At 60.9% G+C, this 24387-nt stretch carries 21 protein-coding genes; 14 read left to right on the top strand and 7 right to left on the bottom strand.

What is annotated here, in order from left to right:
* Positions 1–252 precede the first annotated feature (252 nt).
* Entirely contained in the window at positions 253–1743 is a 1491-nt protein-coding gene (locus tag PseuLF5_RS20895; protein ID WP_340134669.1) for an aldehyde dehydrogenase, read from the bottom strand.
* Between the two features lie 223 nt (positions 1744–1966).
* Between PseuLF5_RS20895 and PseuLF5_RS20890 the strand changes: the two genes are divergently transcribed.
* Entirely contained in the window at positions 1967–2881 is a 915-nt protein-coding gene (locus tag PseuLF5_RS20890; protein ID WP_123463895.1) for a LysR family transcriptional regulator, read from the top strand.
* 23 nt (positions 2882–2904) lie between these two features.
* On the opposite strand, the gene PseuLF5_RS20885 is transcribed toward PseuLF5_RS20890, so the two are convergent.
* Positions 2905–3360, bottom strand: coding sequence for a winged helix-turn-helix transcriptional regulator (locus tag PseuLF5_RS20885; RefSeq protein WP_123463893.1), 456 nt, complete (start codon positions 3358–3360; stop codon positions 2905–2907).
* Positions 3361–3511: 151 nt separating this feature from the next.
* Here PseuLF5_RS20885 and PseuLF5_RS20880 point away from each other — a divergent pair, with 151 nt between their 5' ends.
* From PseuLF5_RS20880 to PseuLF5_RS20840, 9 genes are all read left to right on the top strand, one after another.
* Positions 3512–4774: an MFS transporter gene (locus tag PseuLF5_RS20880; protein ID WP_409202048.1), complete on the top strand. Its 1263-nt coding sequence runs from the start codon at positions 3512–3514 to the stop codon at positions 4772–4774.
* A 97-nt stretch (positions 4775–4871) separates the two neighbouring features.
* On the top strand, positions 4872–5180 hold the full coding sequence (locus PseuLF5_RS20875) for a 2Fe-2S iron-sulfur cluster binding domain-containing protein (protein ID WP_186748021.1): 309 nt from the start codon (positions 4872–4874) through the stop codon (positions 5178–5180).
* 62 nt (positions 5181–5242) lie between these two features.
* Positions 5243–5995, top strand: a complete 753-nt coding sequence (locus PseuLF5_RS20870; protein WP_123463887.1) for a hypothetical protein — start codon at positions 5243–5245, stop codon at positions 5993–5995.
* 129 nt (positions 5996–6124) lie between these two features.
* Positions 6125–7351, top strand: a complete 1227-nt coding sequence (locus PseuLF5_RS20865; RefSeq protein ID WP_256591662.1) for an ATP-grasp domain-containing protein — start codon at positions 6125–6127, stop codon at positions 7349–7351.
* Positions 7352–7422: 71 nt separating this feature from the next.
* Positions 7423–8754 carry an ATP-grasp domain-containing protein gene (locus PseuLF5_RS20860; protein ID WP_340134661.1) on the top strand — a complete coding sequence of 444 codons (1332 nt, stop codon included), beginning with the start codon at positions 7423–7425 and terminating at the stop codon, positions 8752–8754.
* A gap of 31 nt (positions 8755–8785) precedes the next feature.
* Positions 8786–10015: an ATP-grasp domain-containing protein gene (locus PseuLF5_RS20855; protein ID WP_186748018.1), complete on the top strand. Its 1230-nt coding sequence runs from the start codon at positions 8786–8788 to the stop codon at positions 10013–10015.
* A 31-nt stretch (positions 10016–10046) separates the two neighbouring features.
* Positions 10047–10943, top strand: coding sequence for an EamA family transporter (locus PseuLF5_RS20850; RefSeq protein WP_123463880.1), 897 nt, complete (start codon positions 10047–10049; stop codon positions 10941–10943).
* A 17-nt stretch (positions 10944–10960) separates the two neighbouring features.
* Entirely contained in the window at positions 10961–12313 is a 1353-nt protein-coding gene (locus tag PseuLF5_RS20845; RefSeq protein ID WP_259741306.1) for an aminotransferase class V-fold PLP-dependent enzyme, read from the top strand.
* Positions 12314–12425: 112 nt separating this feature from the next.
* Positions 12426–13619, top strand: coding sequence for a hypothetical protein (locus PseuLF5_RS20840; protein ID WP_186748017.1), 1194 nt, complete (start codon positions 12426–12428; stop codon positions 13617–13619).
* Positions 13620–13649: 30 nt separating this feature from the next.
* On the opposite strand, the gene hrpB is transcribed toward PseuLF5_RS20840, so the two are convergent.
* Entirely contained in the window at positions 13650–16169 is a 2520-nt protein-coding gene (hrpB, locus tag PseuLF5_RS20835; protein WP_340134657.1) for an ATP-dependent helicase HrpB, read from the bottom strand.
* A gap of 109 nt (positions 16170–16278) precedes the next feature.
* On the opposite strand from hrpB, the gene PseuLF5_RS20830 reads away from it, so the two are divergent.
* Both PseuLF5_RS20830 and PseuLF5_RS20825 read left to right on the top strand, forming a co-directional pair.
* Positions 16279–16698 (top strand): polyribonucleotide nucleotidyltransferase, encoded by a 420-nt coding sequence (locus PseuLF5_RS20830; protein ID WP_123463874.1) that lies wholly within the window; start codon positions 16279–16281, stop codon positions 16696–16698.
* Between the two features lie 22 nt (positions 16699–16720).
* Entirely contained in the window at positions 16721–17629 is a 909-nt protein-coding gene (locus tag PseuLF5_RS20825; RefSeq protein ID WP_128615582.1) for a cation diffusion facilitator family transporter, read from the top strand.
* A 27-nt stretch (positions 17630–17656) separates the two neighbouring features.
* On the opposite strand, the gene PseuLF5_RS20820 is transcribed toward PseuLF5_RS20825, so the two are convergent.
* Entirely contained in the window at positions 17657–18694 is a 1038-nt protein-coding gene (locus PseuLF5_RS20820) for a DUF6515 family protein (RefSeq protein ID WP_186748014.1), read from the bottom strand.
* A gap of 457 nt (positions 18695–19151) precedes the next feature.
* Between PseuLF5_RS20820 and PseuLF5_RS20815 the strand changes: the two genes are divergently transcribed.
* Both PseuLF5_RS20815 and PseuLF5_RS20810 read left to right on the top strand, forming a co-directional pair.
* Entirely contained in the window at positions 19152–19631 is a 480-nt protein-coding gene (locus PseuLF5_RS20815) for an Lrp/AsnC family transcriptional regulator (RefSeq protein ID WP_007909658.1), read from the top strand.
* Positions 19632–20047: 416 nt separating this feature from the next.
* On the top strand, positions 20048–20257 hold the full coding sequence (locus PseuLF5_RS20810) for a DUF2788 domain-containing protein (protein ID WP_003228500.1): 210 nt from the start codon (positions 20048–20050) through the stop codon (positions 20255–20257).
* Here the strand turns inward: PseuLF5_RS20810 and PseuLF5_RS20805 are convergent.
* From PseuLF5_RS20805 to PseuLF5_RS20795, 3 genes are all read right to left on the bottom strand, one after another.
* Positions 20252–20887, bottom strand: coding sequence for a pseudouridine synthase (locus tag PseuLF5_RS20805; RefSeq protein WP_123463859.1), 636 nt, complete (start codon positions 20885–20887; stop codon positions 20252–20254). The two genes, PseuLF5_RS20810 and PseuLF5_RS20805, sit on opposite strands and share 6 nt — an antisense overlap.
* A gap of 72 nt (positions 20888–20959) precedes the next feature.
* A complete protein-coding gene (gene amn, locus PseuLF5_RS20800; RefSeq protein ID WP_177490631.1) occupies positions 20960–22459 on the bottom strand; it encodes an AMP nucleosidase in 1500 nt (499 codons plus the stop codon).
* Between the two features lie 184 nt (positions 22460–22643).
* Entirely contained in the window at positions 22644–24293 is a 1650-nt protein-coding gene (locus tag PseuLF5_RS20795; protein ID WP_340134651.1) for an acyl-CoA dehydrogenase family protein, read from the bottom strand.
* Between the last annotated feature and the right edge of the window lie 94 nt (positions 24294–24387).

Here is a 24387-nt window from a genome sequence, read left to right as displayed (position 1 = left end):
AAGGCCTGGGCTGACGAGAGGGATGGTGGCCCATGTGCGCGGTGAGGAAAATCAGGAAATTGTTGGCAGCAAATGATGAAAAAACTGGGTAGTGCGCACCGCTGAGGGGCGACGTTGGCGGGGATGCACGGGGTGGGTGCAAAGCGGAAATTTTCGCTGAATGTACCTAAGTCATCGCGAGCAGGCTCACTCCTACAGAGGCGCACGGTCAATTGTAGGAGTGAGCCTGCTCGCGACAGGGGCCACGCGGTTTCAGCGCAACTGAAACCAGGTGGTCTTGAGCTGGGTGTATTTGTCGAACGAGTGCAGCGACAGGTCGCGACCAAAGCCCGATTGCTTGCCGCCGCCAAACGGCACGGTCACGTCCAGTGCATCGACGGTATTGACTGACACCGTGCCCGCTCGCAGTCGTCGGGCCACGCGGTGCGCGCGATGCAGATCATCCGTCCACAGCGACGCCGCCAGCGCGTAGACACTGTCATTGGCCAGACGCACCGCTTCGTCTTCATCGTCGAACGGCACCACCGCCAGCACCGGGCCGAACACCTCTTCACGAAACAGCGGCATGTCGGCGCTGACGCCGGTAAAAATCGTCGGTTCGATGAAGTTGTCCGAGCCGTTTAAACGCCGTTGCTGACCGCCACAGACCAAGGTCGCCCCCGACTGGGCGGCGTCGTGAATGGCGCGCAGGATGCTCGTCGTCTGCCGGTGATCGACGATGGCTCCGGCACGGCTTTGCGGGTCAAGTGGATCCCCTGGCAGCCAGCGCTCGGCCTGGGCCTTCAGGCGCTCGACAAACTCATCGTGAATAGCGCGTTCAACCAACAGACGCGAGTTGGCCGAACACACTTCACCCTGATTGAAAAAGATCCCGAACGCGGCTTTCTCCGCTGCCAGATCCAGATCGCGGCAATCGGCGAACACCAGGTTGGCACTCTTGCCGCCGCACTCCAGCCAGACCTGTTTGAGGTTGGACTGCGCCGAATACTGCATGAAATATTTGCCGACCTGCGTCGAGCCGGTGAACACCAGACAATCGACATCCGGGTGCAGGCCCAACGCCTTGCCGGTCTGTTCACCCAGCCCCGGCAACACGTTGAGCACACCTGCCGGCAGTCCGGCCTCCAGTGCCAGTTCGGCCAGACGCAACGCCGAAAACGGTGATTGCTCCGCCGGTTTGAGAATCACCGAATTGCCCGCCGCCAGCGCCGGCGCGAGTTTCCACGCGGCCATGTCCAGCGGAAAATTCCACGGCACCACCGCGGCGACCACCCCCAGCGCTTCACGGGTAATGGTCGCCAGCACGCTGGACGCGGCGGGGGCAATCTGATCGTAGAGTTTGTCGATGCTTTCGGCGTACCAGCGAAACACCCCGGCAGCGCCCGGCACGTCGATGGTGTAGGCATCCATCACCGGTTTGCCCATGTTCAGCGAATCGAGCAGGGCCAGTTCTTCGCGGTGGTTCAGCAGCAGATCGGCCAGTTTCAGAAGCACCTGTTTGCGCTCCGCCGGTGGGCGTTGTGACCAGGTACCGGCCTCGAACACCTGTCGTGCATTGCGCACCGCCGCATCGACGTCCGCCTCGCCACAGGCCGCGACATTGGCCAGCAACTGCCCGGTAGCGGGATTCATCGCGGCGAAGGTCTGCCCCGATTGTGCGGCGCAGGGTTGGCCGTCGATCACGGCTTGATCGGGAAACTTCAATGCAACGGCGCGGCGCTGCCACTCTGCAAGCTCGAACACGTTCGGATGCTCCCTGGGCTTTAATTGTGCATTGATGGTCGCTCAGGGCGGTGCGGGCTAAAACCAGTAAAAATATCTTCGCAGGCAATAAAAACACTGGGCAATGACTTGCCCCAAACGCGGGCCAGATGGCTATGGTTGAAAGATAAACACATCGTCGCGCAGCGGACGTGGCGGCGCACAAATTGCTTGGAAGTCGAGTCCGCTCGTCCAGAGGTTTGCCGTGGCCGCCTACAATTTGCGTCAGCTCAAATACTTCATCACCACCGTCGAATGCGGCAGCGTTGCCGAGGCGTCGCGCAAGCTGTACATAGCCCAACCGGCCATTTCCACCGCGATCAAGGCACTGGAAGACAGCTTCGCCGTGCAACTGCTGATCCGCCATCACGCCCAGGGCGTGTCCCTGACGCCCAGCGGCGCACGCTTTCTGCGCAAGGCGCAGGAACTGCTGCGCATGGCCAAAGAGTTCGAACAGAACGCCCTGGCCGACAACGACATTGTCGCCGGACAGATCGACATCGGCTGCTTCGAAACCGTCGCGCCGCTGTACCTGCCGCAATTGATCGCCGGGTTTTGCGCCCTGTATCCGGGGGTGAAAATCCGCATCCGCGACGGTGAACAACAGGAACTGGTGCAGGGCCTGACATCGGGTGCGTTCGATCTGGTCATCTTGTACGAACACGAACTCGACGCGACCATTCAGACCGAACCCTTGATGCCGGCGCAGCGCCCTTATGCACTGCTGCCGGCCGATCACCGCTTCGCCGAATACAAGCAAGTGTCGCTGCGGGACTTGTGTCTGGAGCCGATGATCCTGCTCGATGTGCAGCCGAGCCGGACCTACTTCGTCAGCCTGTTCGAAGAACTCGGCCTGACCCCGCGCATCGAGTTCAGCTCACCGTCGATCGAAATGGTCCGCGGCATGGTCGGCCAGGGGTTCGGCTTCTCGGTGCTGGTGACGAAGCCGCACTCGGAATGCACCTATGACGGCAAGAAAGTGGTGTGCGTCGACATTGTCGAAGATGTCACCGGTTCAGGCCTGGTAGCGGCGTGGCTCAAACGTGGGCAACTGACCAAACCGGCGCAGTTGTTCGCCGATTATTGCCGCGAACAACTGACACGCAAGGCTGGCGCCTGACCCGCACGGGCCATGGCGAACATTCAACTGCGGCGCTTGACCACACGCCGATGGCAATCGGCCGGGCCCAATACCTTGCCCGCCCTCGACCGCACCTCAATGATCTCGATCTGCTCGGCGTGCTCGTTGTCCAGCAGTATCGAATAGCTCTCGCCCTTGCTGAACAGGAAGCGCTCGCCCCACTGACGCATGCTGATCACGATCGGAAACACCGAACGCCCCATCTCGGTCAGCACATACTCCTTGTAGGCGGTGCCGTCGGATGCAGGCTGCACCTCGAAGACACCGAGCTCGACCAACCGTTTGAGTTTCACCGTGAGGACGTTTTTCGCCAGGCCCAGGCGCTTTTGAAATTCGCTGAAACGACGGACGTCATCGAAGGCGTCACGGATGATCATCAAAACCCAACGATCACCGATAGCTTCAAGTGTCCGGGCCACAGGGCATTCGCTTTGTGCCAGTAGCTGCTGCCTAGCCATGAGTCTCCAGTGTTGATTAATAAAGTGCGTCAGAACTGTTCTAACGTCAGAAGAAAATATTTTGAAAAACTAGTTGTAGATTAAAACCAGTTTTGATAAAAATCAACGCATCGGTTTTGTTTAAAAACCAGTTATTCCCAAGGATGGAATGATGATGCTGAACCCTCGAAAGCCTTCGATTATGGACGTCGAAGCCGAAAAATCAGCCGGTGGCGGCACTGTTCAGTCCCCTCAGGAGCATGCAACCACACCTGGCCTAAGTCGTTACCAGACATTTCTCTTTGCAATTACCTGCGCCATGGCCGTGGCAAACGTCTACTTCGCGCAACCACTGCTGGAGTCGATGGCAGCCAGTCTGTCGGTATCGCCCGGCACCATCGGTGTGGTGGTCACGGCCACTCAGGCCGGTTACGCAGTCGGTCTGTTGTTCATCGTCCCCTTGGGCGATCTGCTCAATCGCAAGGGACTGATCCTCACGCAGATGCTGCTGTCGGCCGCGGCATTGTGTGCCGTCGGACTGGCACAGGAATGGGGCATGCTGCTCGGCGCGATGGTGCTGGTCGGACTGATGGCGGTGGTCGTGCAAGTGGTGGTTGCCTACGCGGCGACACTGGCCAGTCCCGAACAACGCGGCGAAGCCATTGGCACGGTGACCAGTGGTGTCGTGCTGGGCATTTTGCTGGCGCGCTTCGTCTCTGGCGCGGTGGCCGATCTGGCGGGCTGGCGCGGGGTCTATTTTGTCTCGGCAGCCTTGATGATCAGCATGGCGCTGGTGCTCTATCGCACCATGCCGGCGTCGACCAAGCCACCGGCCAAAGGCAGTTATCTGCAGTTACTGCGCTCGGTCTTGCAGTTGTATCTGACCGAACCGACGCTGCGCGTCAGGGGAACCTTCGCCCTGCTGATATTCGCTGCATTCAGCGTATTGTGGACCGCCATGGTCCTGCCGCTAAGTGCGCCGCCACTGTCACTTTCCCACACTCAGATTGGCTTGTTCGGTCTGGCAGGGGTTGCAGGCGCACTGGCCGCTGCACGGGCCGGCCGACTGGCCGACCAGGGTTTGGGCAATCGCACCACAGGCATTGCGCTGGTGCTATTGACCGTGTCCTGGTTACCCACCGCGTTTGTTGAAAGCTCATTGCTGGCCATGGTCATCGGCGTGGTCTTGCTGGACTTTGCAGTGCAGGCCGTGCACGTGACCAACCAGAGCCTGATTTTCGCCGCCCGGCCGGATGCGCAAAGCCGCCTGGTCGGCGCCTACATGACCTTCTACTCCGTGGGCAGCGGTCTCGGTGCCATTGCGGCAACTTACACTTACGCCCACTTTGGCTGGGTCGCTGTTTGCCTGTTGGGCGCAGCGTTCAGTGGTACAGCGTTGTTGTACTGGTTATATCTGCAAATGACTTCTCGCTAACTTCTTGAGTATTTAAAACTGCTTTCCATGGCCTGCCGGGCTTTGGCGTGAAACTGTGTGCCTGCCACACGAACTTAAACAATTAAATGAGGCATGTATGGAAGGGTTTCACACACTAACCGTTACTTCTACTACAGCGAATAAAATTGAGTTCGAGTTACCAACCAACGCCCCGTTCACGGATATCGAATATGAACGTGACGGCAAGAACATCATCCCGCTGGGCTGTCGTATCGGGGCGTGCGGTGCTTGTTTGATCAGGATTACATCAGGTTTCGAGGCGGTAAGTCCTCGCGATGACGATGAAGAGGCTTTTATCGAGGTGTTGGGTTACAGCGGTGAAGAATACCGGCTGGCCTGTCAGTGCCTGTTAAAAGGAAAAGTAGCCATTGAAATAATTGGCTAAGCGTTGGCGTTTAACTGCGGTTTCAATCAAAGCGTTTCAAATAAACTAAAAAGGACTTATTCATGCTTAACCGTGTAAAAAATGTTGGCTATGGTGATACCACCCCGTTCCTCAGCGCTGCCGGCTCGGCTGGCCTGCGTGCAGAGATCGACAAGATCATCGACGGCCAAGTAGAGCAATGGTTCGCCACCGTTCCTGAGGCCGCGCATCTGGAAGGCAAGGACGTTAACAGCGAGTACTACAAGCGCCACCTGATTGAAACCGCATGGCGCATCCGCCTGCTGCGGGTGGCTGAATCCAAGGCGCTGGCGGAAGTGGCCAAGATCAGCCCTGCAGCAGCACAGATCTGGGCTCACTACGAGCAAGAGGAAATGCTGCATGACGAGCTGTTCATCGCCGACCTGACCCGTATCGGCGTCAGCCGTGAGGAGTTCCTCGCCACCGAACCGTACCTGGAGACCAAACTGCTGGTCGGTTTCTTTTCCTACCTGCTGGATCATGAAGGGCCGCTTGGCGTCGTCGCTTATTCCTACCTGGTCGAGTACGTCAACGTGAAACTCGAGCCCCGTAAACTTGAAGCGCTCAAATCCTCGGTGGGCGAAACCAACATCGCCGGTCAGGTATCCCACTCGCACACCGACATCAATGATGACCACCCGGGTGAAGTCTGGGCGGCCCTGCGCTTCCTGATCAAGGACGAGCAGGACATCGCAGCACTGAAAAAATACCTCGAGGAGCATCAGACGATTCTCGCGATGTTCTTCAACAAGCTGTACCTCAACACCCTGGCCAAGCCGCAAGACAAGGCTGCTTAAGCCATGGAGCAGGCAATGAATTCAAATCGACCCGGTGTTCTGATCCTGAGCCACTGCGGCTTTTCTTTCCTGGAAGACCTGAAGCAGGAGCTTCATCGACGAAAGCTCCGGTGTTTCGTGCTGTCTTCATTGCCGCTTCCAGAACATATACCGGAACGCCTGGAGCAGATTCATGCCTGGGCGGACCGGCTCTACACCACCGACTCCCACCAGTTGAAGCTGGAGGATGTGCAGACCGCCCTTGAGACTCTGCGCAAGTCTGGTGAACAGGTCAGTTGCTGCATCAGCGTGTGGGAAGGCTATCGCCACCTGATGGCTGCTGCCAACGCTTCGCTTGGCACTTACGACATGGACGCCGGGCAGGCATTGGCCCTGCGCAACAAGCTCAATGTCCGTAACCGACTGGCCGAAAAAGGCCTGTCGCACGCTAACGCCTATGCCCTGACCGAGTCCGTGCTGGAACGGCTCAAGGCGCAGGATCAGCGTTATTTCATCAAACCGGTTCATGGGATCGCCTCCTACGCAGCCTTTCCCATGCGCAAAGACACTACGTGGAATGCCCTTGAGGACCTGCGTCTGGCCTCGGCCGAAGACACGGTATATGCCTCGGCGTTCAACGACGGGCTGACGTTCATGGCCGAGGATTACATCGCCGGTCATGAATTCAGTTTCGAGACATTGCTGGTCGATGGTCAGGCGCATGTCGTGGCCATCCATGAGAAATACGAAGTGACCGAGACCGCCGCGACGGTGCTTGAAGACAGTTGCACCACGCCACCGGCCAGCCTTGATCAGGCGCAGATCGCCGCAGGACTGCAATGGCTGAAGGATGTATTGGCTTGCATGGCGCTGAAGTGGGGTTGCTACCACGTGGAGGCACGCTTTTCGGGGCAGCACTGGGACCTGATCGAAATCAACCCGCGCGTCGGCGGCAGCCTGATCTCGCACAGCGTCGAAGCGGTAACCCACGGACACAGCATGCTTTCACTGTGGCTCGACCTGCTGCTCGCCAGCCAGGACGACACTGCGCTGCGCGAGGATCTCGTGCGGCATCTGGCGCAGTTCGAGTGGCAGGCGGACGGTACCAGTGCACAGTCCGTAGCAACGTTCTTTCGGGTGTACTTCGCCGAGCCGGGAACCTTGAGTTCAGTGACGCTTAACCCATTGCCGCTGGCCCCGGTGGTGCAGCACGTGCTGCTCAAGGCCGGCGATGTGATTCCAGCACACGCCCGTGAAGTGTTCCTCGGGCAATTGTTGTGGACGTTCGAGCGCGCCAACCGCGCAACCGAGCTTGAACGTCTGGCCACTATCAGCGCGACCGCGCTGGATATCCGCTATCAGCCCGACAGCCATTAATAACAACCCGGGCGATCGCCTGAACAAGACTGCTGCCGATGACTACCCCCACGGATGAGGAAGAAACAAACATGCCGTTGCGAGCGCCTGTATTACTGATAGTGGACTACAACCTGAGCCGGATCGGCGATGTGCTGCACCTGCGAGACTACGCCCGCCAACAGTGGGGCGCGCAGACCTGGCTGATCAGAGCCAACCCTCAGGACCATGACCGGACCATCAGCGATCGTGTGATCGATGCCGATCCACTGCACCCCGACTTCGTCGATCAGGCACTGAATCTGCTGGGCGACGATGCGGGCCGGATCAGCGCCGGGCTGGTCTTTTCCGACAACGCGGTCGCCAGTGGCGCGGCGCTGCTGGAGCGCCTCGGCTTGCCGGTAGACGATGCCGCACTGGCACTGGCGGCCTTTGACAAACTGGCGTACCGCACCGCCGAAGATCGCGTCCGTACGCAGTTGAACCAGTTGGGGGTGACACTGCCGGATTTCGTGCGGATCGACGGTTTGCACGACGTACGCAATTTTGCAGCGCGTCAGCAAGGCAGCTTCGTGATCAAGCCTGCGTGTGAGGGCAACAATCGTGGTGTGGTGGTGGTTTCAGCGGGTGGCGACTGTGAGCAGGCGTTCACGGAAGTGGCACCTTATCTGGACGGCGGTGTGCTGGCCGAAGCTTTCATCACATTCACCCGCGAGTTCTCTTATGACGGCTTGGGCAAACTGTGGTTTGTCACTGAAAAAGTCAGTGCCAGCGGGCGCTATCCGGTTGAGGTCGCGCAAATTCTGCCGGCGCGCCTCAGTGAACAGGAGCGACTGGCCATTCGCAATGCCGGCGAGCAGGTCAACCGACTGGTCGGCCAACGCATCGGGCCGTTTCACAACGAGATCAAACTCAGCGATAGCGGCGACCAGACAGCGGTGATCGAGCCAAACCGGCGTCCTGGCGGTATGAAGATCTGGACCCTGGCGCACGCCGTCCATGGGCTTGACCTGTACGCGGCATGGGTTGACTCGGTATTCGCCGGGCCTGTGCCGGAAGAACTGCCTGCCGCCACCTGCAGCGCCGCGACGGTGATGTTCGGTGTGCCGCACGATGTGACGATCGACGTGACCACGCTAGGCGATGTACAGGCGCTGGTCCGCGACACACTGACACGGGCGGCAGAGGAACTGGCGCTGTCCAGGGACGACATCGCCCTGCTCGAAAGCACCTGGATCGCCGGCGAGCCACGGTTGATCCATGCCACCCCCCGAGACAACAGCGACTTCGTCGCCCAGGCCTGTGTCGCGCTGCACGCCCCATCGGTTGATATCCGCGATCTGGTGCGGGTGCTGCGCGAGCAATGGTTGTTGGTTCTGGAGCGCTGCCTGGCGCCCGAGTTGCTGTTGAAAGTTGCGTCCTGATCCCTGCCCTTTTCGCTGCGAGACCGTTTGCATGAAAATTCTCATTCTTCACCGGGTGCCCTACCCGCGCATCGAGTACCACCGTGGCATCAATCATGACCTGCACGATGTCACTTATCTGGGCAAACAAGCGGCGATCGATACGCTGCCGAGCGACCTGCGCTGCCAGCGCGTGATTCGCCCGGGAGAGGCCAGTGCCTGCGAAGAGGCCCTGCAATGGCTGGCGCAGTTTCCACAGTCATTTGACCGGATCATCTCGATGTCCGAGTACGAATTGCTCGACGCGGCACGCTTGCGCGAGGCGCTGAACGTCGAAGGCGCTTCGCTGGCGGCGGTGAATCTGGCGCGCAACAAGCTGGACATGAAGGCCGCCGTTGCAGCGGGAAATCTGCGGGTGCCGCAGTTCATGCCGCTTGATCGCTACCTGGCGCTCAACGGCCAGGTGCCGTGGCAGGGAGCCACCGTGCTCAAGCCGCACAGCGGCGCGTCGAGCATGGACGTCAGCATTCATCAGCAGCCTGCACGCGCATTTGACGAGATCAGTCGCAAGATCAGCGATCTGTCCCTGAACATTGATGAATTTCAGGTTGAAGAATTTATCAGCGGGCCCATCCGCCACTTCGACGGTCTGGTGCAGGACGGGCGAATTCTCACCATGCTCTCGAGCCAATATGTCGGCACCTGCCTGGATTACATGGAGCGCGGCCATCCATTGGGCTCGTGGCACCTGGAAACCACCACGCCGATGCAAATGTGGGTCAGTGCCGTTCTGGATGCGGTGCAGATCCGCAACGGCGCCTTCCATCTCGAGGCCATCATGGAGGGTGACGACCCGGTATTCCTCGAAGTCGGCAACCGCGTCGGCGGCGCCGATGTAGTCGCGACTTACGAGCTGGCGACCGGTATCCACCTGCCATCGCTGGAGCTGCGCATTCATGTCGAAGGACTGGTGGACAAAGTGCCGCTCAGCGCACAGCAGCCAGATCTGGGTTATGGCTGGTTTGTGTTCCCCGGGCACACCCACCACCAGCGCATTTATCAAGGTCTGGAAGGCGCGGAGGACTTTCGCGCCAGCCCATTGGTTGTGCAATGGAACGAGCTGCAGACCGGTGCGCTGTTACCGGGCCATGTGACCTATTCGGCGTTCGAAGCCCCTCTGGCAGGCATCGTCAAGACCGCGGACCCGCTACAGACCAAGGCCTGGATGCAAACTCTGTTTTCCCGGGTATACCTCGCAGAAAACCTGACATCGGTCGCATGATCCGGCCCATCCTCATGAAGGCGACTCAACAATGAAACCACTGCACGTAGTATTGGCTGTACTGATAACGGCAATCTGGGGTGTCAACTTCTCGGTGATCAAACTGGGACTGGCCACCGTCGATCCGTTCATTCTCGCGGGCATCCGCTTCAGTCTCTGTGCGTTACCGGCGATCTTTTTCATTCGCAAACCAAACGTGCCATGGCGCTACATCATCGGTTACGGGCTGGTGTTCGGCATCGGCCTGTGGGGCATCGTCAACCTGGGCATCAAGGCCGGGCTCTCGGCGGGCATCGCGTCGCTGGTGCTGCAATTCAGCGCGTTCTTCACGATCCTGCTCGGCGGCTGGGTGTTCAAGGAAGCGCTCACCCGCTTTCAGGTACTGGGCATGTTGATCGCACTGGGCGGATTGTTGTGCATCATCATGATCAGCGATGGCACGGTCAGTCTGCCCGGGGTATTGCTGGTGCTGGTGGGCGCGGCCTCCTGGAGCGTCGCCAATATCATCAACAAGAAGGCCAGCACCAAGGAGGTCTTCGGGTTTCTGGTCTGGTCCAGTGCCTTTGCACCGATCCCGCTGTTCGCACTCGACTACGCGGTGAACGGCAGCGCCGGCTACACCACGTTCGTCAACCAGGTCGATGCAACCGCCGTGTTGTCGATCCTGTTTCAGGTCTACCCGAACACGCTGTTCGCTTACTGGATCTGGAACTCGCTGCTCAAAACCTACCCGGTTTCGACGGTCGCGCCCCTGTCGTTGCTGGTGCCGATTTTCGGCATGCTCGGTTCGGTACTGATCTTTCACGAGAGCGTACCGGCGAGTAAGGTCATGGCAGTGGTGCTGATCGTGCTCGGTCTGGCCGTCGGCCTCTATGGACAGCGAATTTTCAATACTGTGTTTGCGCGTTCTGCGCGCACTTCAATATGAATCGACAGGGAATGGGTATGAGTCTGGGAAGACGTGAGTTCGTGGGGGCCGCCATGGGGGCGACCCTGGTGGGAGGCAGCATGATGGCAGGCGTGGCAGGAGGGGCACAGGCGAGTAACCAGCCTGCTCCGGATAACGTAGTAACAGCACTGAACCCCAATGACTGGGCATCCGTGCGGGCGCAGTTCAATCTGGCGCCGGAATTCGTGCACATTTCCAACTTCTTTCTTGCCTCAAACCCCAGGCCTGTGCGCGAGGCAATGGCGCGCCACCGGCAGGCGTTCGACGAAAACCCGTACACCTATCTCGAAGACAACATGTTCGCCTCACCGCAGGACATGGTCTGGCGCAAGGTCTGCGCTGCGGCTGCCGACTATACCGGCGGACGTGCCGAGGACATCGCCCTGACCACCAGCACCACGCAGGGCCTGTCGATGGTCTACAACGGCCTGAAGCTTGCACCCCACCAGGAAATCCTGACCACCAACCACGAGTGGTACACCCACGACGAGGCGATGCGTCTGGCGGTAGTCAAGTGGGGCGGCAGCATTCGCCGAATCGACCTCTACCAGGGGCCGGACGATGTCAGCGTCGACGCGATCGTCGCGCGCATTGAAAAGGCCATCAAGCCGCACACGCGCATTCTGGCGATGACCTGGGTGCATTCCGGCACCGGCGTACGGTTGCCGGCTCGGGAAATTGGCGAACTGGTGGCGCGGGTCAATCGCGATCGGGCCGAGGCGGACAGAATCATCTACGTGATCGACGGTGTACATGGCTTCGGCTGCTCCGAGGCGCAAGTGGCGAGCCTGGGTTGCGACTTTTTCAGCGCCGGCACGCATAAATGGATACTCGGGCCGCACGGTACCGGCCTGGTCTGGGCGCGTGAAGGTCAATGGGCACACATCACGCCGACCATTCCCACGATCATGGCCGCAGAACCCGCCAACGCTTGGCGCGAGCAACGCGATCCACAGGGGCAGACGCAGGCAGCCTGGGTCAGTCCCGGCGGTTTCCTTGCGTTTGAAAACCAGTGGGCGATGATCGAGGCGTTCAAGTTCATCCAGCAGATCGGGCGCAAGCGCATTGCCGATCGCATCGCGCAACTCAATGGCCAGTTGAAGGAAGGCCTGGCGAAGCTGCCCAACGTGTATTTGCACACACCGCGCTCTGCACAGTTCTCCGCAGGTTTTGTCTGCTGCGATGTCAAGGATCGCAGCCCCAAGGAGATCGTCGCCAAGCTCAAGGAACAGAAGATCATTGCCAGTGCCACGCCTTATCGGCATTCGACGGTGCGCTTCTCGGCCGGGATCATCAACTCGCCCGAAGACATCGAAAAAACCCTCAAAGTGATGCGCACTCTGGTCTGACACCCGCTCGAACCGACATCGGTTGCCCGCACTGGCTCAACGCCGGTGCGGGCGCCGACGTTCGCCATTCAATTGAAGAATCGCCGCGTGCCCAAGAGCAAGGATCGATTACATGAACGAAAAATCCGCCGTCACCCGCAACGCTGCAAAAGAACTGGTCATGTTCCTGTTCTGCTCGACGGTTTATCGGTTGTTTTCCGGTGCACTGATGGTCTCGCTGACCTGGACCATCCTCAACCAGGACGAAGGCGGATACCTGCCTTTGGCGCTGGCGATTTTCTGCTCGTTCATTCCGGCGTTCATCACGCCAGCGATGATCAAGCGGCTGTCGCTGCGTATGAACGGACGGCAGATGAGCAGCTGGTTTGTGCTGGGGCTGGCCGGGCTGGCCCTGATATCGGGCGTGTCGCGGGATTTCACCCTCGGCCTGCTGATCACCAATCTGTTTGCCTGGCTGATGATCATGTCGCTGGAGGCCAGCCTGGATATGTGGTTCGCCCAGATTCAAAGGGGCATGGATGAAACCAGAGTGCGGCGGATCAGCGGTGCGACCACGGCGACCAGTCAGGCCGCACTGATGACCGGACCTTTACTGGCGGCAGGTTTGATGCCGATTCTGAGCGGCATGGGTTTCTCGCTGGTGCTCAGCGCCGGCTTCTTCATGGTCGCCGCGATTTGCTTTACCCGTCACAGTCAGCCCTCGGCGGTGCAGACCACTGTCGAAGTCACAGCTGCGACCAGACTGCCACTGACGCTGTTTGTGCCGATGGTACTGATCTGGCCAATCCTCGGGGCATTCAATTTCATGCTGCCGGTGTATGTGGCGAGCCACGGCTGGGCCCTGTTTGAACTGGGGGTGCTCGATGCCGTGTTCGGTCTGGGCATGGCGCTGATCGGCGTGCTGGTGATCATCGCCAATACCGGACGTAATCTGACGGCCTATCTGTCAGGCCTGATTGCACTGGCGCTGATCGCCACATTGATGTGGTTGCTGATGCCGGACAATCTGCTTCTCAAGGCACTGAGCCTGCTGATCCTGGGCATGGCGTTCGGTGGCGCGCGGGTGCATATCCGCGTCGCCATTGCCTGCCGCTACAGCGAGGCCGCGGTGGGGTTGTATGTCAGCCGGGCGAATGCCCTGGCGACGCCGGTTCTGCTGCTGATCCTCAGCCTGCAACTGGCCATGATCGACAATGCCTGGCTGCTCCCGTTCCTGCTGGTGACACTGAGCGTCGCGCTGCTGTTGCAGACCTCGGCTACACGTTTCGCCCGAGGACCTTCGAGCACCGCGGCCGTGGGCGCCTGAGGCGGCGAACCGTGTTGGCGCAGCCCCGGCTCAAGTGCCCCGGGGTTTCGCCCGCGCGGTGGCCTCGGCCACCAACGGATCATCCGGCCAATAGTGCTTCGGATACCGCCCTTTCAAATCCTTCTTCACCTCGGCGTACGTGCTGCGCCAGAAATTCGCCAGATCCTGTGTCACCTGCACCGGCCGCCGCGCCGGCGACAACAGGTGCAACTTGACCACTTGCCGCCCGCCGGCAATTCGCGGCGTCTCGGCGAGGCCGAACAGCTCCTGCAAACGCACGGCAAGAATCGGCGGTGACTCGCTGTAATCCAGGCGTACCGACGATCCCGACGGCACGCTGAGGTGATGTGGCGCCAGCTCATCAAGCTTCTGCGGCAACGGCCACGGCAGCAGATTGCGCACGATGCTCGACAGGTCCAGATTGGCGAAATGACTGAGCCGCGAGACCTTGCCCAAGTAAGGCATTAACCAATGCTCAAGCGAGTTCAGCAACGTCGCATCGCTGACATCCGGCCATTGGCTTTCGACCTGAGCGTCGAGGTCCAATTGCCGCAGCAAAGCGACCCGCGCCTGCCACTGACGCAGCTCCGGCGTCCACGGCAGCAGTTCCAGACCTTTGCGTCGCACCAGATTGACCAGCGCCTGACTGCGCGCCGCTTCGTCGAGACCGGTCAACGGTTCACGGCTGAGGACCAGTTCGCCGACCTTGCGCTGGCGCTCGGCGCGCAACACACCTTCGCGCTCGTCCCAGTCCAGTTGATCGACACAGCTCACCTGTTCGGCCAACACTGAGTCGAACAGCGCCGGATCGAAATCAGCCGCCAGATAAATCCGTTCCTCGCGCTGGCCCTGTCGGCTGCCGAGGTCGGCAATCACAATCCACGACTCCTTCATCAGGCTGTCGGCTTCGGCGAACAGCGCAGCGCGCCCATTGGCCAGACGATATTCCGCGCCACCGGCGCGACGCTGTTGGGCGACGCGGTCCGGGTAGGCCAGCGCCAGCAGCGCACCGAGCCAGCGCGGATGATCAGGATCGCTGACCGGCGCGCTGACCTTGCCGCGCAAGTAACCACGATATTGTCGCGCCAGTTGCCGCGCCCGTTGCACGCCCCCCTGAGCACCGCGCGCCGCGCGCTCCTCACCGCAGAGCAGGAGCAATCGGCTGTGCAGATCTGCGCCGGCACCCCGCAGAATATCGCGCTCGCCGAGCAGCGCCGCGACGTCGCACGCCATGTTCGCCAGCCCCAGCGCCTGACCGCGCAGCAACAGATGGGCGATGCGCGGATGTGCCGGCAGCTCGGCCATGGCCTGACCGTGGGCAGTCAGCGCTTCACCTTCAAGTGCACCCAAGCGCTGCAACAGATCCTGCGCCTGGGCATACGCTGCCGCCGGCGGAACATCCAGCCAGACCAGTTCGCCCGGGGTCACGCCCCAGCGACCAAGCTGCAGGGCAAGGCTGGCCAGATCCGCCGAGAGGATTTCCGCACTGCCGTAAGCGGCGAGTTGCTCGTGCTGATCCTGCGACCACAAGCGATAACACACCCCCGGCTCCAGACGCCCCGCCCGTCCTGCGCGCTGTGTGGCACTGGCCTTGGAAATGCGCTGCGTGTCGAGTCGGGTCATGCCGCTACCGGGATCGAAACGCGGCACCCGCGCCAGCCCGGCATCAATCACCACGCGCACGCCATTGATGGTCAGACTGGTCTCGGCGATGTTGGTCGCCAGCACCACTTTGCGCTTGCCCGCCGGGGCCGGGTCGATGGCGGCGCGCTGGGCATTCAGGTCCAGTTCACCGTGCAACGGGCACAGCAAAACATCGCTGCGCTCGCCAATGGCATCACTCAACTGCTGATGCACGCGACGGATTTCCGCCTGCCCCGGAAGGAACACCAGCAGGCTGCCGGTCTCATCGTGCAAGGCTTCGAGGACGGTCTGGGTCACGCGCTGGTCGATGTATTCGCCGGGCTGGAACGGCCGCCCCCAGCGCATGGTCACCGGGAACATGCGCCCTTCACTGCGCAGGATCGGCGCGTCATCGAGCAACCCGGACAGGCGCTCGCCCTCCAGCGTGGCGGACATCAGCAAAATCTTCAGCGGCTGTTCAGCTCGGAACAGTTCGCGGCCGTTCAAACTCAGGGCCAATGCCAGATCGGCATCGAGGCTGCGTTCGTGGAACTCGTCGAAGATCAGCAGGCCCACGCCTTCCAGTGCCGGATCGTCCTGCAGGCGCCGGGTGAGAATGCCTTCGGTGACCACTTCGATACGGGTGTCGGGGCCGACCTTACTGTCGAGGCGGATGCGATAACCGACGGTTTCACCGACCTTCTCGCCCAGTTCGCTGGCCAGCCTTTCAGCCGCCGCACGCGCGGCGAGACGGCGCGGTTCGAGCATGAGAATGGTCTGCCCGGCCAGCCACGCCTCATTGAGCAAGGCCAAGGGCACGCGGGTGGTTTTACCGGCGCCGGGCGGTGCTTCGAGCACAGCTTCGTGGCGTGTCGCCAAGGCTTCACGCAGGGCGGGTAAAACTTCATCAATCGGCAAAGAAATCATGCTGGCTCCCAAACAGAGCCGCGAGTATAACGGCGAACTGCGAGGTGTTCGTCAGGGTCTTAACTTCACAAGACGAAGCTTCGTTAACAGATGACTCAGGAGATTTTCCATGCGCTTACCTTCTCGCCTGATCGGCGGTGTACTGGTCGCCACCCTGCTCACCCAAATCACCGCTTGCGGATCGATTTTCTACCCGGACCGTCGCGGCCAGATCGACGGCAAGATTGACCCGGCGATTGCCGTGCTCGACGCCTTGGGTCTGCTGTTCTACGTCATTCCCGGCCTGATCGCGTTCGCGGTCGACTTCACCACCGGCGCGATCTATTTCGAACCAGGCCACACGGCCCAGGTCGATCCGGCCAAGTTGAAACAAGCCATTGGCCCGGACGGTCAGGTCAATAACCTCAAGTTGCAGGCTATTCTCGAAACTGAACTGGGCCGCCACTTGCCGCTGGACGATCCACGGCTGATCCAGCACAAGGGCAGCACGCAGCAACTGGCGATGTTGGGCCTGCAACCTGCCGCCTAATCCACATGGAACCTCTGCACTCATGACCTCCAGCCCCGAACACGCCCGCCTGCTGCGGTTGGCAACCCGCGCCTCGGTGGCGGTGGCCTGCACGCTGATCATCGCCAAAGCCATCGCCTGGTGGCTCAGCGGATCGGTGAGCATGCTCGCCGGCCTCACCGACTCGGCGCTGGATGGCGTCACCTCGCTGCTCAATCTGCTGGCGGTGCATTACGCGCTGCGCCCGGCCGATGACGATCACCGTTACGGCCACGGCAAGGCCGAATCGCTGGCGGGCATGGCGCAGGCGCTGTTCATCGGCGGCAGTGCGGTGTTGATCGCCTTTCAAGCCTACGAGCGGATCAAGCAACCGGAGCCACTGGGCGCACCGTGGCTGAGCATCGGCGTGATCGTGTTCTCGCTGTTGCTGACTGCCGCATTGCTGACGCTGCAACATCGGGTGATCAAGGAGACCGGCTCCAACGCCGTGCGCGCCGACTCGCTGCACTACCGCTCGGACCTGTTGCTCAACGGCAGCATTCTGCTCGCGCTGATCCTCGCCGGCATGGGCTTTCATCAACTGGATGCGTGGTTCGGTCTGGGGATTGCCGCGTACATTTTGTGGAGTGCGATCCAGATCGCCCGGGAAAGTTTTTCGGTGCTGATGGATGAAGAGCTGCCGACGGATGTCAGCCAACACATGCTCGAACTGGCCTGCGGCGTACCCGGCGTGTTGGGCGCGCATGACTTGCGCACGCGGATTTCGGGCAACCACTGGTTCGTGCAGTTGCACCTGGAGTTGCCGGGGGAGCTGACGTTGTCAGTGGCCCACGGCATCAGCGATCAGGCGGCCGATGCGATTCACGCCGCCTACCCGCGAGCCGAGGTGCTGGTGCACGCTGACCCGATAAAAGCAGCTTCAAGCCACGAGCCGCAAGCTTCAAGCTTGTAGCTGGAAACTTGCAGCTCGTAGCTGCTCTTACTGGACCTGATAACCGCGACTACTCAGGCAATTGCCCTGAGCCTGGCGGTAAGCCTGCACCACTTCAGGCGCCGGTTGGTACGTCGCGGTACGCGGATCGAAACCGCTTTGCTGCACCGCGTACTGGTAGCACTGGTAGCCGTCCTGCTGCACCTGCTCCGGTGACTGACCATTGGCCGGATAGGCCTCGACGTCATACCCCTGGGATTGCGGCTGCGGTGGTTGCTGCACCGGCGGCTCGACCACCACGTAATCCTGACTGGCTTCCTCATACGCATAGTAGGAACCGGCCGCGAGGAACAGCAGCGCACCGCCGATCCACACTTCACGGGCGTAGTCCGGCAGATAGTGGGTGCGGATCCCTCGCGGCGGCTGCACGACGATGTAGCGCGGGCCTTGCGGGCGATACCAGTAGCCGCCGGAATAGAAGTAATCCTGACCGCGATACGGCACGCGGAATTCGCGATCCGGGAAGCGGTCGATCACATGCCCCGGGCGGTATTGCGGACCTGGGCCCCAACCGTTGCCATGCCCGTCCGGACGGCCGGGCCAGCGATTATCGTTGCCCCGGTTGCCGGTTTGCCATTGCTGGTTGTGGTAACCATTTTGCGGACGCTCGTCGCGGTAGTAACCCTGACGTGGCTCCTGGGTCTGGCGCACGGTGTCGGGCCGTGGCTGGATCGGCAGCGTGTTCGACGGCGGCGGTGGCGCCTGATGCACCGGAGCCGGCTGATTGGGCGCACGGTTCTGGTTCTGCCACTGACCATTGTTGCGCTGCTGGCCGTTGTGTTCGAACTGGCGGCTGTTATCGCCCCGAATGATTTCGTTGTTCTGCGGCCGCGGCTGGTTTTGCGGCGGCGGATTGTTCTGGCCGTGGGGCTGACGCTCACCGCCACGCCCTTGATTGCCCTGATGCTCGCCACCGTGCCCGTTATTCTCGGGGCCACGATTCTGTGGCTCGTCGGCAAGCGCTTGCGCACTGACGCTCACACACAGCAAACCAACACCGGCCAGACGCCAGATGCGCGACTTCATGCTCTTCCTCACTGCGGGTATTAAGAGGGCTTGTAGCTAAGACCGGGAATACACACACCGGGTTCTGCGACAGGTTATCAGTCACGAAACTTATTTATTGAGGATGACCGTACAGCGAGGCATAAAAATCGCAGCCAAGAAAAAAGGGAGACCCGTCGGCCTCCCTTCTAGAGAACTTCGTCCTGGCTCGACGCTTTTGACGTCGGCTCACCTCACGCCGTCTTCTGGACAGTGTGCAGCTCGGGGACCGGCACAACCCCGGTGGGGGGTGGCGGCCGCGGCGGGCCTGTTTGGGCGGGCCGCTGTGGACTGTGTTACCGAGCAGTGATTCTGGTGATAAGCATAGGCCCGAGGCCGCGACAGAGGATTGCGAAGATTGCTCAAATAAACACCACTTGCGCAATTTTTAACCCTGGATAGATAATCCGCCGCAATAGTTACAACCAAGGACAGATTGATGAGCAAACTCGACCGTTACGACCTGAGCATTTTGGCGGAATTGCAGCGCGACGCCCGCATCTCCAACCAGGAACTGGCCGAGCGTATCGGTCTGTCGCCCTCGCCCTGCTCGCGTCGGGTCAAACAGTTGGAAGACGATGGCTACATCTCCCGTCAGGTCGCCCTGCTTGATCGCAAAATGCTTGGCCTGAGCCTGACCGCCTATGTGTTGATCGGCATGGACCGGCATACACCGGAGCGTTTCGAGAATTTCGAGGCGGCGATTCGCACCTTGCCGCAGGTGCTGGAGTGCAGCCTGGTGACCGGCGTCGATGCGGATTACCAGTTGAAGGTGGTGGTGCCGGACATGGATCACTATCAAAAGCTGTTGCTGGGGCACCTGACCCGGATTGAAGGCGTGACCAGCGTGCGCTCAAGCTTCGTGCTGAATCAGGTGCTCAACAGCACTGAACTGCCACTGACGCATCTGCGCAGCTAATCAAAAGCCCCTCACCCCAGCCCTCTCCCAGAGGGAGAGGGAGCCGACCGAGGTGTCTTGGCATCATCCATCGACCTGAACCTTCGAGTCGATTATGGATTCACAGACGCAAGAGCAGGTCGGTGTAATTCGTGAGCATCGCACGGTCAGTCCACTCTCCCTCCCAAAGGGAGAGGGAGCCAACCGAAGTGTCTGGCATCATCCATCGACCTGAACCTTCGCGTCGATTATGGATTCACAGACGCAAGAGCAGGTCGGTGTAACTGGTGAGCATCGCACGGTCAGTCCCCTCTCCCTCTGGGAGAGGGCTAGGGTGAGGGCAACAGGTTCGGATCAGACCCAGATCAATGCCACCCCACACACCTTGGCGTATACTCGCCGCGCCCTTTTAGCCCCATGCGCGCCGGAGAGACCCGATGGATCCAGCAGTATTCGAAGAGTGGATGATGACTGGCCTGGTCAGCATCCTGATCATTTTCATGGGATTCATCGTCTGGGATCTGGCGAAGAAGTCCAAGGCCGGGCGTTTCGGCTCGTTCATTCTGTTCTTCGTGCTGGGCCTGGGCGTGGCCGCGTTCATCATCAAGAGTGTAGTGATCGGCCTGATCGAGTCCGGCGCGTTATAGGCGCGGCGGCACTTCTTTCCATTGCCCCTGATCGAGTCCGTCGATCGTCCAGTCACCAATCCTGACGCGCACCAGCCGCAACGTCGGCAGCCCGACCGCAGCGGTCATCCGCCGTACCTGACGATTGCGCCCTTCGCGAATCACCAGTTCCAGCCATGAAGTCGGGATAGTCGCGCGAAAGCGTACCGGTGGATTGCGCGGCCACAACTCGGGTTCATCCAGTTGCCGTGCTTCGGCAGGCAGGGTCATGCCGTCGTTCAACTCAACGCCGTCACGCAAACGCTGCAATTGCTCGGCCGTGGGCACGCCTTCGACCTGTACCCAGTACGTCTTCGGCAACTTGTGTTTCGGATCGGCAATCCGCGCCTGCAACTGGCCATCGTTGGTCAGCAGCAACAAACCTTCACTGTCGCGATCAAGCCGCCCGGCCGGGTAGATGCCGGGCACCTCGATGAAATCCTTGAGCGTCGCCCGCCCGCCTTCGTCACTGAACTGCGTCAGCACATCGAACGGCTTGTTGAACAGGATCAGCTTCGGCTCGGCCGGTGGTGCCTTGGCAACACGGCGCGGGGAAGAAGACTGAGGCTTCGCACCAGGACGGCGAGAAGGTGGACGCGGGGGACGGGACATAAGAGAGCAAACATTTAGCGATCAGGGCTGACAATGCTAGTGCCCCGACCGCCAAATGACCACGACTAACCGTTAACGGAACGGCGGCTCGTCGAAGCTGCGCAGTTTGCGCGAGTGCAGCGAGTTGAGTTCGGTGCGCAGCAGATCCACCGCCTCGATGCCGATCTTCAAGTGCTGGCTGACCGCACGCTCGTAGAACGCGTTGGCCGAACCCGGCAGTTTGATTTCACTGTGCAGCGGTTTGTCCGACACACACAGCAACGTGCCATATGGCACCCGCAGGCGATAACCCTGGGCGGCGATGGTGCCGCTTTCCATGTCCACGGCCACGGCGCGGGACAGGTTGATCAACGGTCGTTCCTGAGCCCAGCGCAATTCCCAGTTACGGTCGTCGTAGGTCAGCACGGTGCCGGTGCGCAGGCGTTTCTTCAGGTCATCGCCCTTCTCGCCGGTGACGTTGGCCGCCGCTTGCTGCAGCGCCAGTTGCACTTCAGCCAGAGCCGGAATCGGAATGTTCGGCGGCACCACGCGGTCAAGAATCCCGTCGCGACGCATGTAGGCGTGCGCCAGCACATAGTCGCCGATGGTCTGCGACTGACGCAGGCCACCGCAGTGGCCGATCATCAGCCAGCAATGCGGACGCAGCACCGCCAGGTGGTCGGTGATGTTCTTGGCGTTGGACGGGCCGACGCCGATATTCACCAGGGTCACGCCGTGGCCATCGCTGGCGATCAGGTGATAGGCCGGCATCTGGTAGCGGTGCCAGACCACACCGGCAGCAATCGCCGAGGCTTCTCCGTGATCCATGCTCTTCTCGATGATCACGTTGCCCGGCAGGACCATGCGCACGAAACGCGGGTCTTTGCGCAGTTGCTCCAGGCCGTGGACGATGAACTGGTCGACGTAGCGGTGGTAGTTGGTCAGCAGGATCCACGGCTGCACATGGCGCCAGTCGCTGCCGGTGTAGTGCACCAGACGGCGCAGGGAAAAGTCGACCCGCGCGGCGTCGAACAGCGCCAGTGGCAGCGGATCGGTGTTTTCCCAGTCGTAGAGACCGTCGGCGATGCCATCGGTGGCGGCGGACAGGTCGGTGCTCGGGAACACCCGCGCCAGCACGGCGGCGGTGACGCCGGAGCCGGCCAGTTCATCGCCCTGCTCGACCACGTACGGGTACGGAATGTTCTGTTGGCTGACACCGACTTCCACGGTCACGGTGAAGTCGTGCATCAGCGGCACCAGTTGTTCCAGCAGGTATTTGCGGAACGCCGCCGGGTGGGTGACGGTGACGCTGTAGGTGCCTGGCAACTGCACTTTGGCGTAAGCGCGAGTGGTCTGCGGCACTTCGCCCTGACAGTGATAGGTCAGACGCAGTTCGGGATAACGAAACAGGGCACGCTGTTCGGCGTCGGGCTCGACGCGATCCTTGAGGTAACGCTTGAGCGCCGAGTTCAGCGCAGTGGTGGCCCGCTCATGCAACTCGGCCAGACGATCCACGGCTTGTTCGGCGGTTTGAACGACAATAAACGCTTCGGTCACGATCAGCTTCCTGTGTTCTGACTTGCAGAGCTTCATCTTGCCTGCATCGTGGTCTCACGGGAACAGTGGCGTTGTGGCTGTACCCAAATCTTTCAGACAACGCGAATCCCTGTGGGAGCTGGCTTGCCAGCGATGAGGCCTTCACATTCGACATCAATGTTGACTATCAGGCCGCCATCGCTGGCAAGCCGGCTCCCACAGGGTTTTGTGGAGTTTGGGGTCAGAAGCCCAGGGGGGTCGAGCGGGCGACGATCGCTTCGACATCCAGCCCATGGGGCAACGCGCCGTAGACCCGGCCGCCGCCACTCAACCGACTGGCAATAAACGCATCACTCACCGCCGAATTCCCGGCTTCCAGCAGCAGTTTGGCCTGCAACCCAAGGGCAATGTCCTCGGTCAATTGCCGAGCCCGATACTGAATATCGCGGGTGTCCTTGAACTGTGCCTGCAACTGCTGAATATGCGCGGCCAAACGTTTGTCACCGTGGCCATCGCCCAACTCCCTGAACAACACATCGAGAACGCCCGGCTCTTTAGACAGTGCGCGCAAAACGTCGAGGCACTGCACGTTGCCCGAACCTTCCCACGTCGAGTTCACCGGCGCCTCGCGGTACAGGCGCGGCAGGATGCTCTCCTCGACGTACCCCGCGCCGCCCATGCATTCGGCCGCTTCGTTGATCATTCCCGGGGCACGTTTGCAGATCCAGTATTTGCCCACCGCCGTCACCAGCCGGGCGAATTGCGCTTCGTGGCGATCATCCAGATGATCCAGGGCCTTGCCCATGCGCAGGCTCAGGGCCAGCGCAGCTTCGCTTTCCAGGGCCAGGTCGGCGAGCACGTTCTGCATCAACGGTTGCTCGCTGAGCAACTTGCCGCCGACCTTGCGGTGCGCGCAGTGATGGCTGGCCTGGGTCAGCGCCTGACGCATCAACGCGCTGGAGCCGACCATGCAATCGAAACGGGTCATTGCCACCATCTCGATGATGGTCGGCACCCCGCGCCCTTCTTCACCGACCATCCACGCCAGGGCGCCACGGAACTCCACTTCGCTGGAGGCGTTGGACTGGTTGCCGAGTTTGTTTTTCAGGCGCTGGATATAGAACTGATTGCGCGTGTCGTCCGGGCGATGGCGTGGCAGCAGGAAGCAGGTCAGGCCCTTGTCGGTCTGCGCCAGCGTCAGGAACGCATCGCACATTGGCGCCGAGCAGAACCACTTGTGCCCGACCAGTTCATACGCCTGGCCCGGACCGCTGGCGCCGACCGGATAGGCCTTGGTGGTGTTGGCGCGCACGTCGGTGCCGCCCTGCTTCTCGGTCATCGCCATGCCGATGGTCACGCCGGCCTTGTGCGCCATGCCGACGTTGCGGGGGTCGTATTCGGTGGCAAGGATTTTCGGTAGCCACTGCTCGGCCAGATCCGGTTGCAGGCGCAGCGCCGGAACGCTGGCGAAAGTCATGGTCAACGGGCAACCGCTGCCGGCTTCGGCCTGGCTGTGCAGATAGCTCATCGAGGCGCGGGCAACGTGGGCGCCGTCCTGCGGATGCGCCCACGGCAAGGAGGTCAGACCGTGCTCGATCGCGGTGCGCATCAGTTCGTGATAAGCGGGATGAAACTCGACCAGATCAATGCGATGGCCATAGCGATCATGACTGGTGAATACCGGTTTGTTCTGATTGGCGAGGAACCCGGCCTCCATCAGCGCCCCCCCGGCCAGCGCGCCGTAGGCATCAATCCGCGACTCGGCCCACCCGGCGCCGAACCTGCGCGACCATTCCTGCAACGGCAGGTCGATGCGGTACAGGTTGGTGCCGTCCAGCGACGGCGGCTGGTTGGTGACTTCGTGGGTTTCGGCGAACTGATGCAGGTTCATGACGGGGCTCCTTTGGTCAGCCAGAGAACCAGTTAAGCACTGCCCCACGTCCCATCAAAGTGTCATATCCGCCGAACTGGCGGCGCTTTTACCC

It is taken from the genome of Pseudomonas sp. LF-5 (assembly GCF_037626295.1).
Lineage (GTDB): Bacteria > Pseudomonadota > Gammaproteobacteria > Pseudomonadales > Pseudomonadaceae > Aquipseudomonas > Aquipseudomonas monsensis.
The sequence above is the reverse complement of the archived record's forward strand: the minus strand, read 5'-3'. Positions and strand labels throughout refer to the sequence as shown.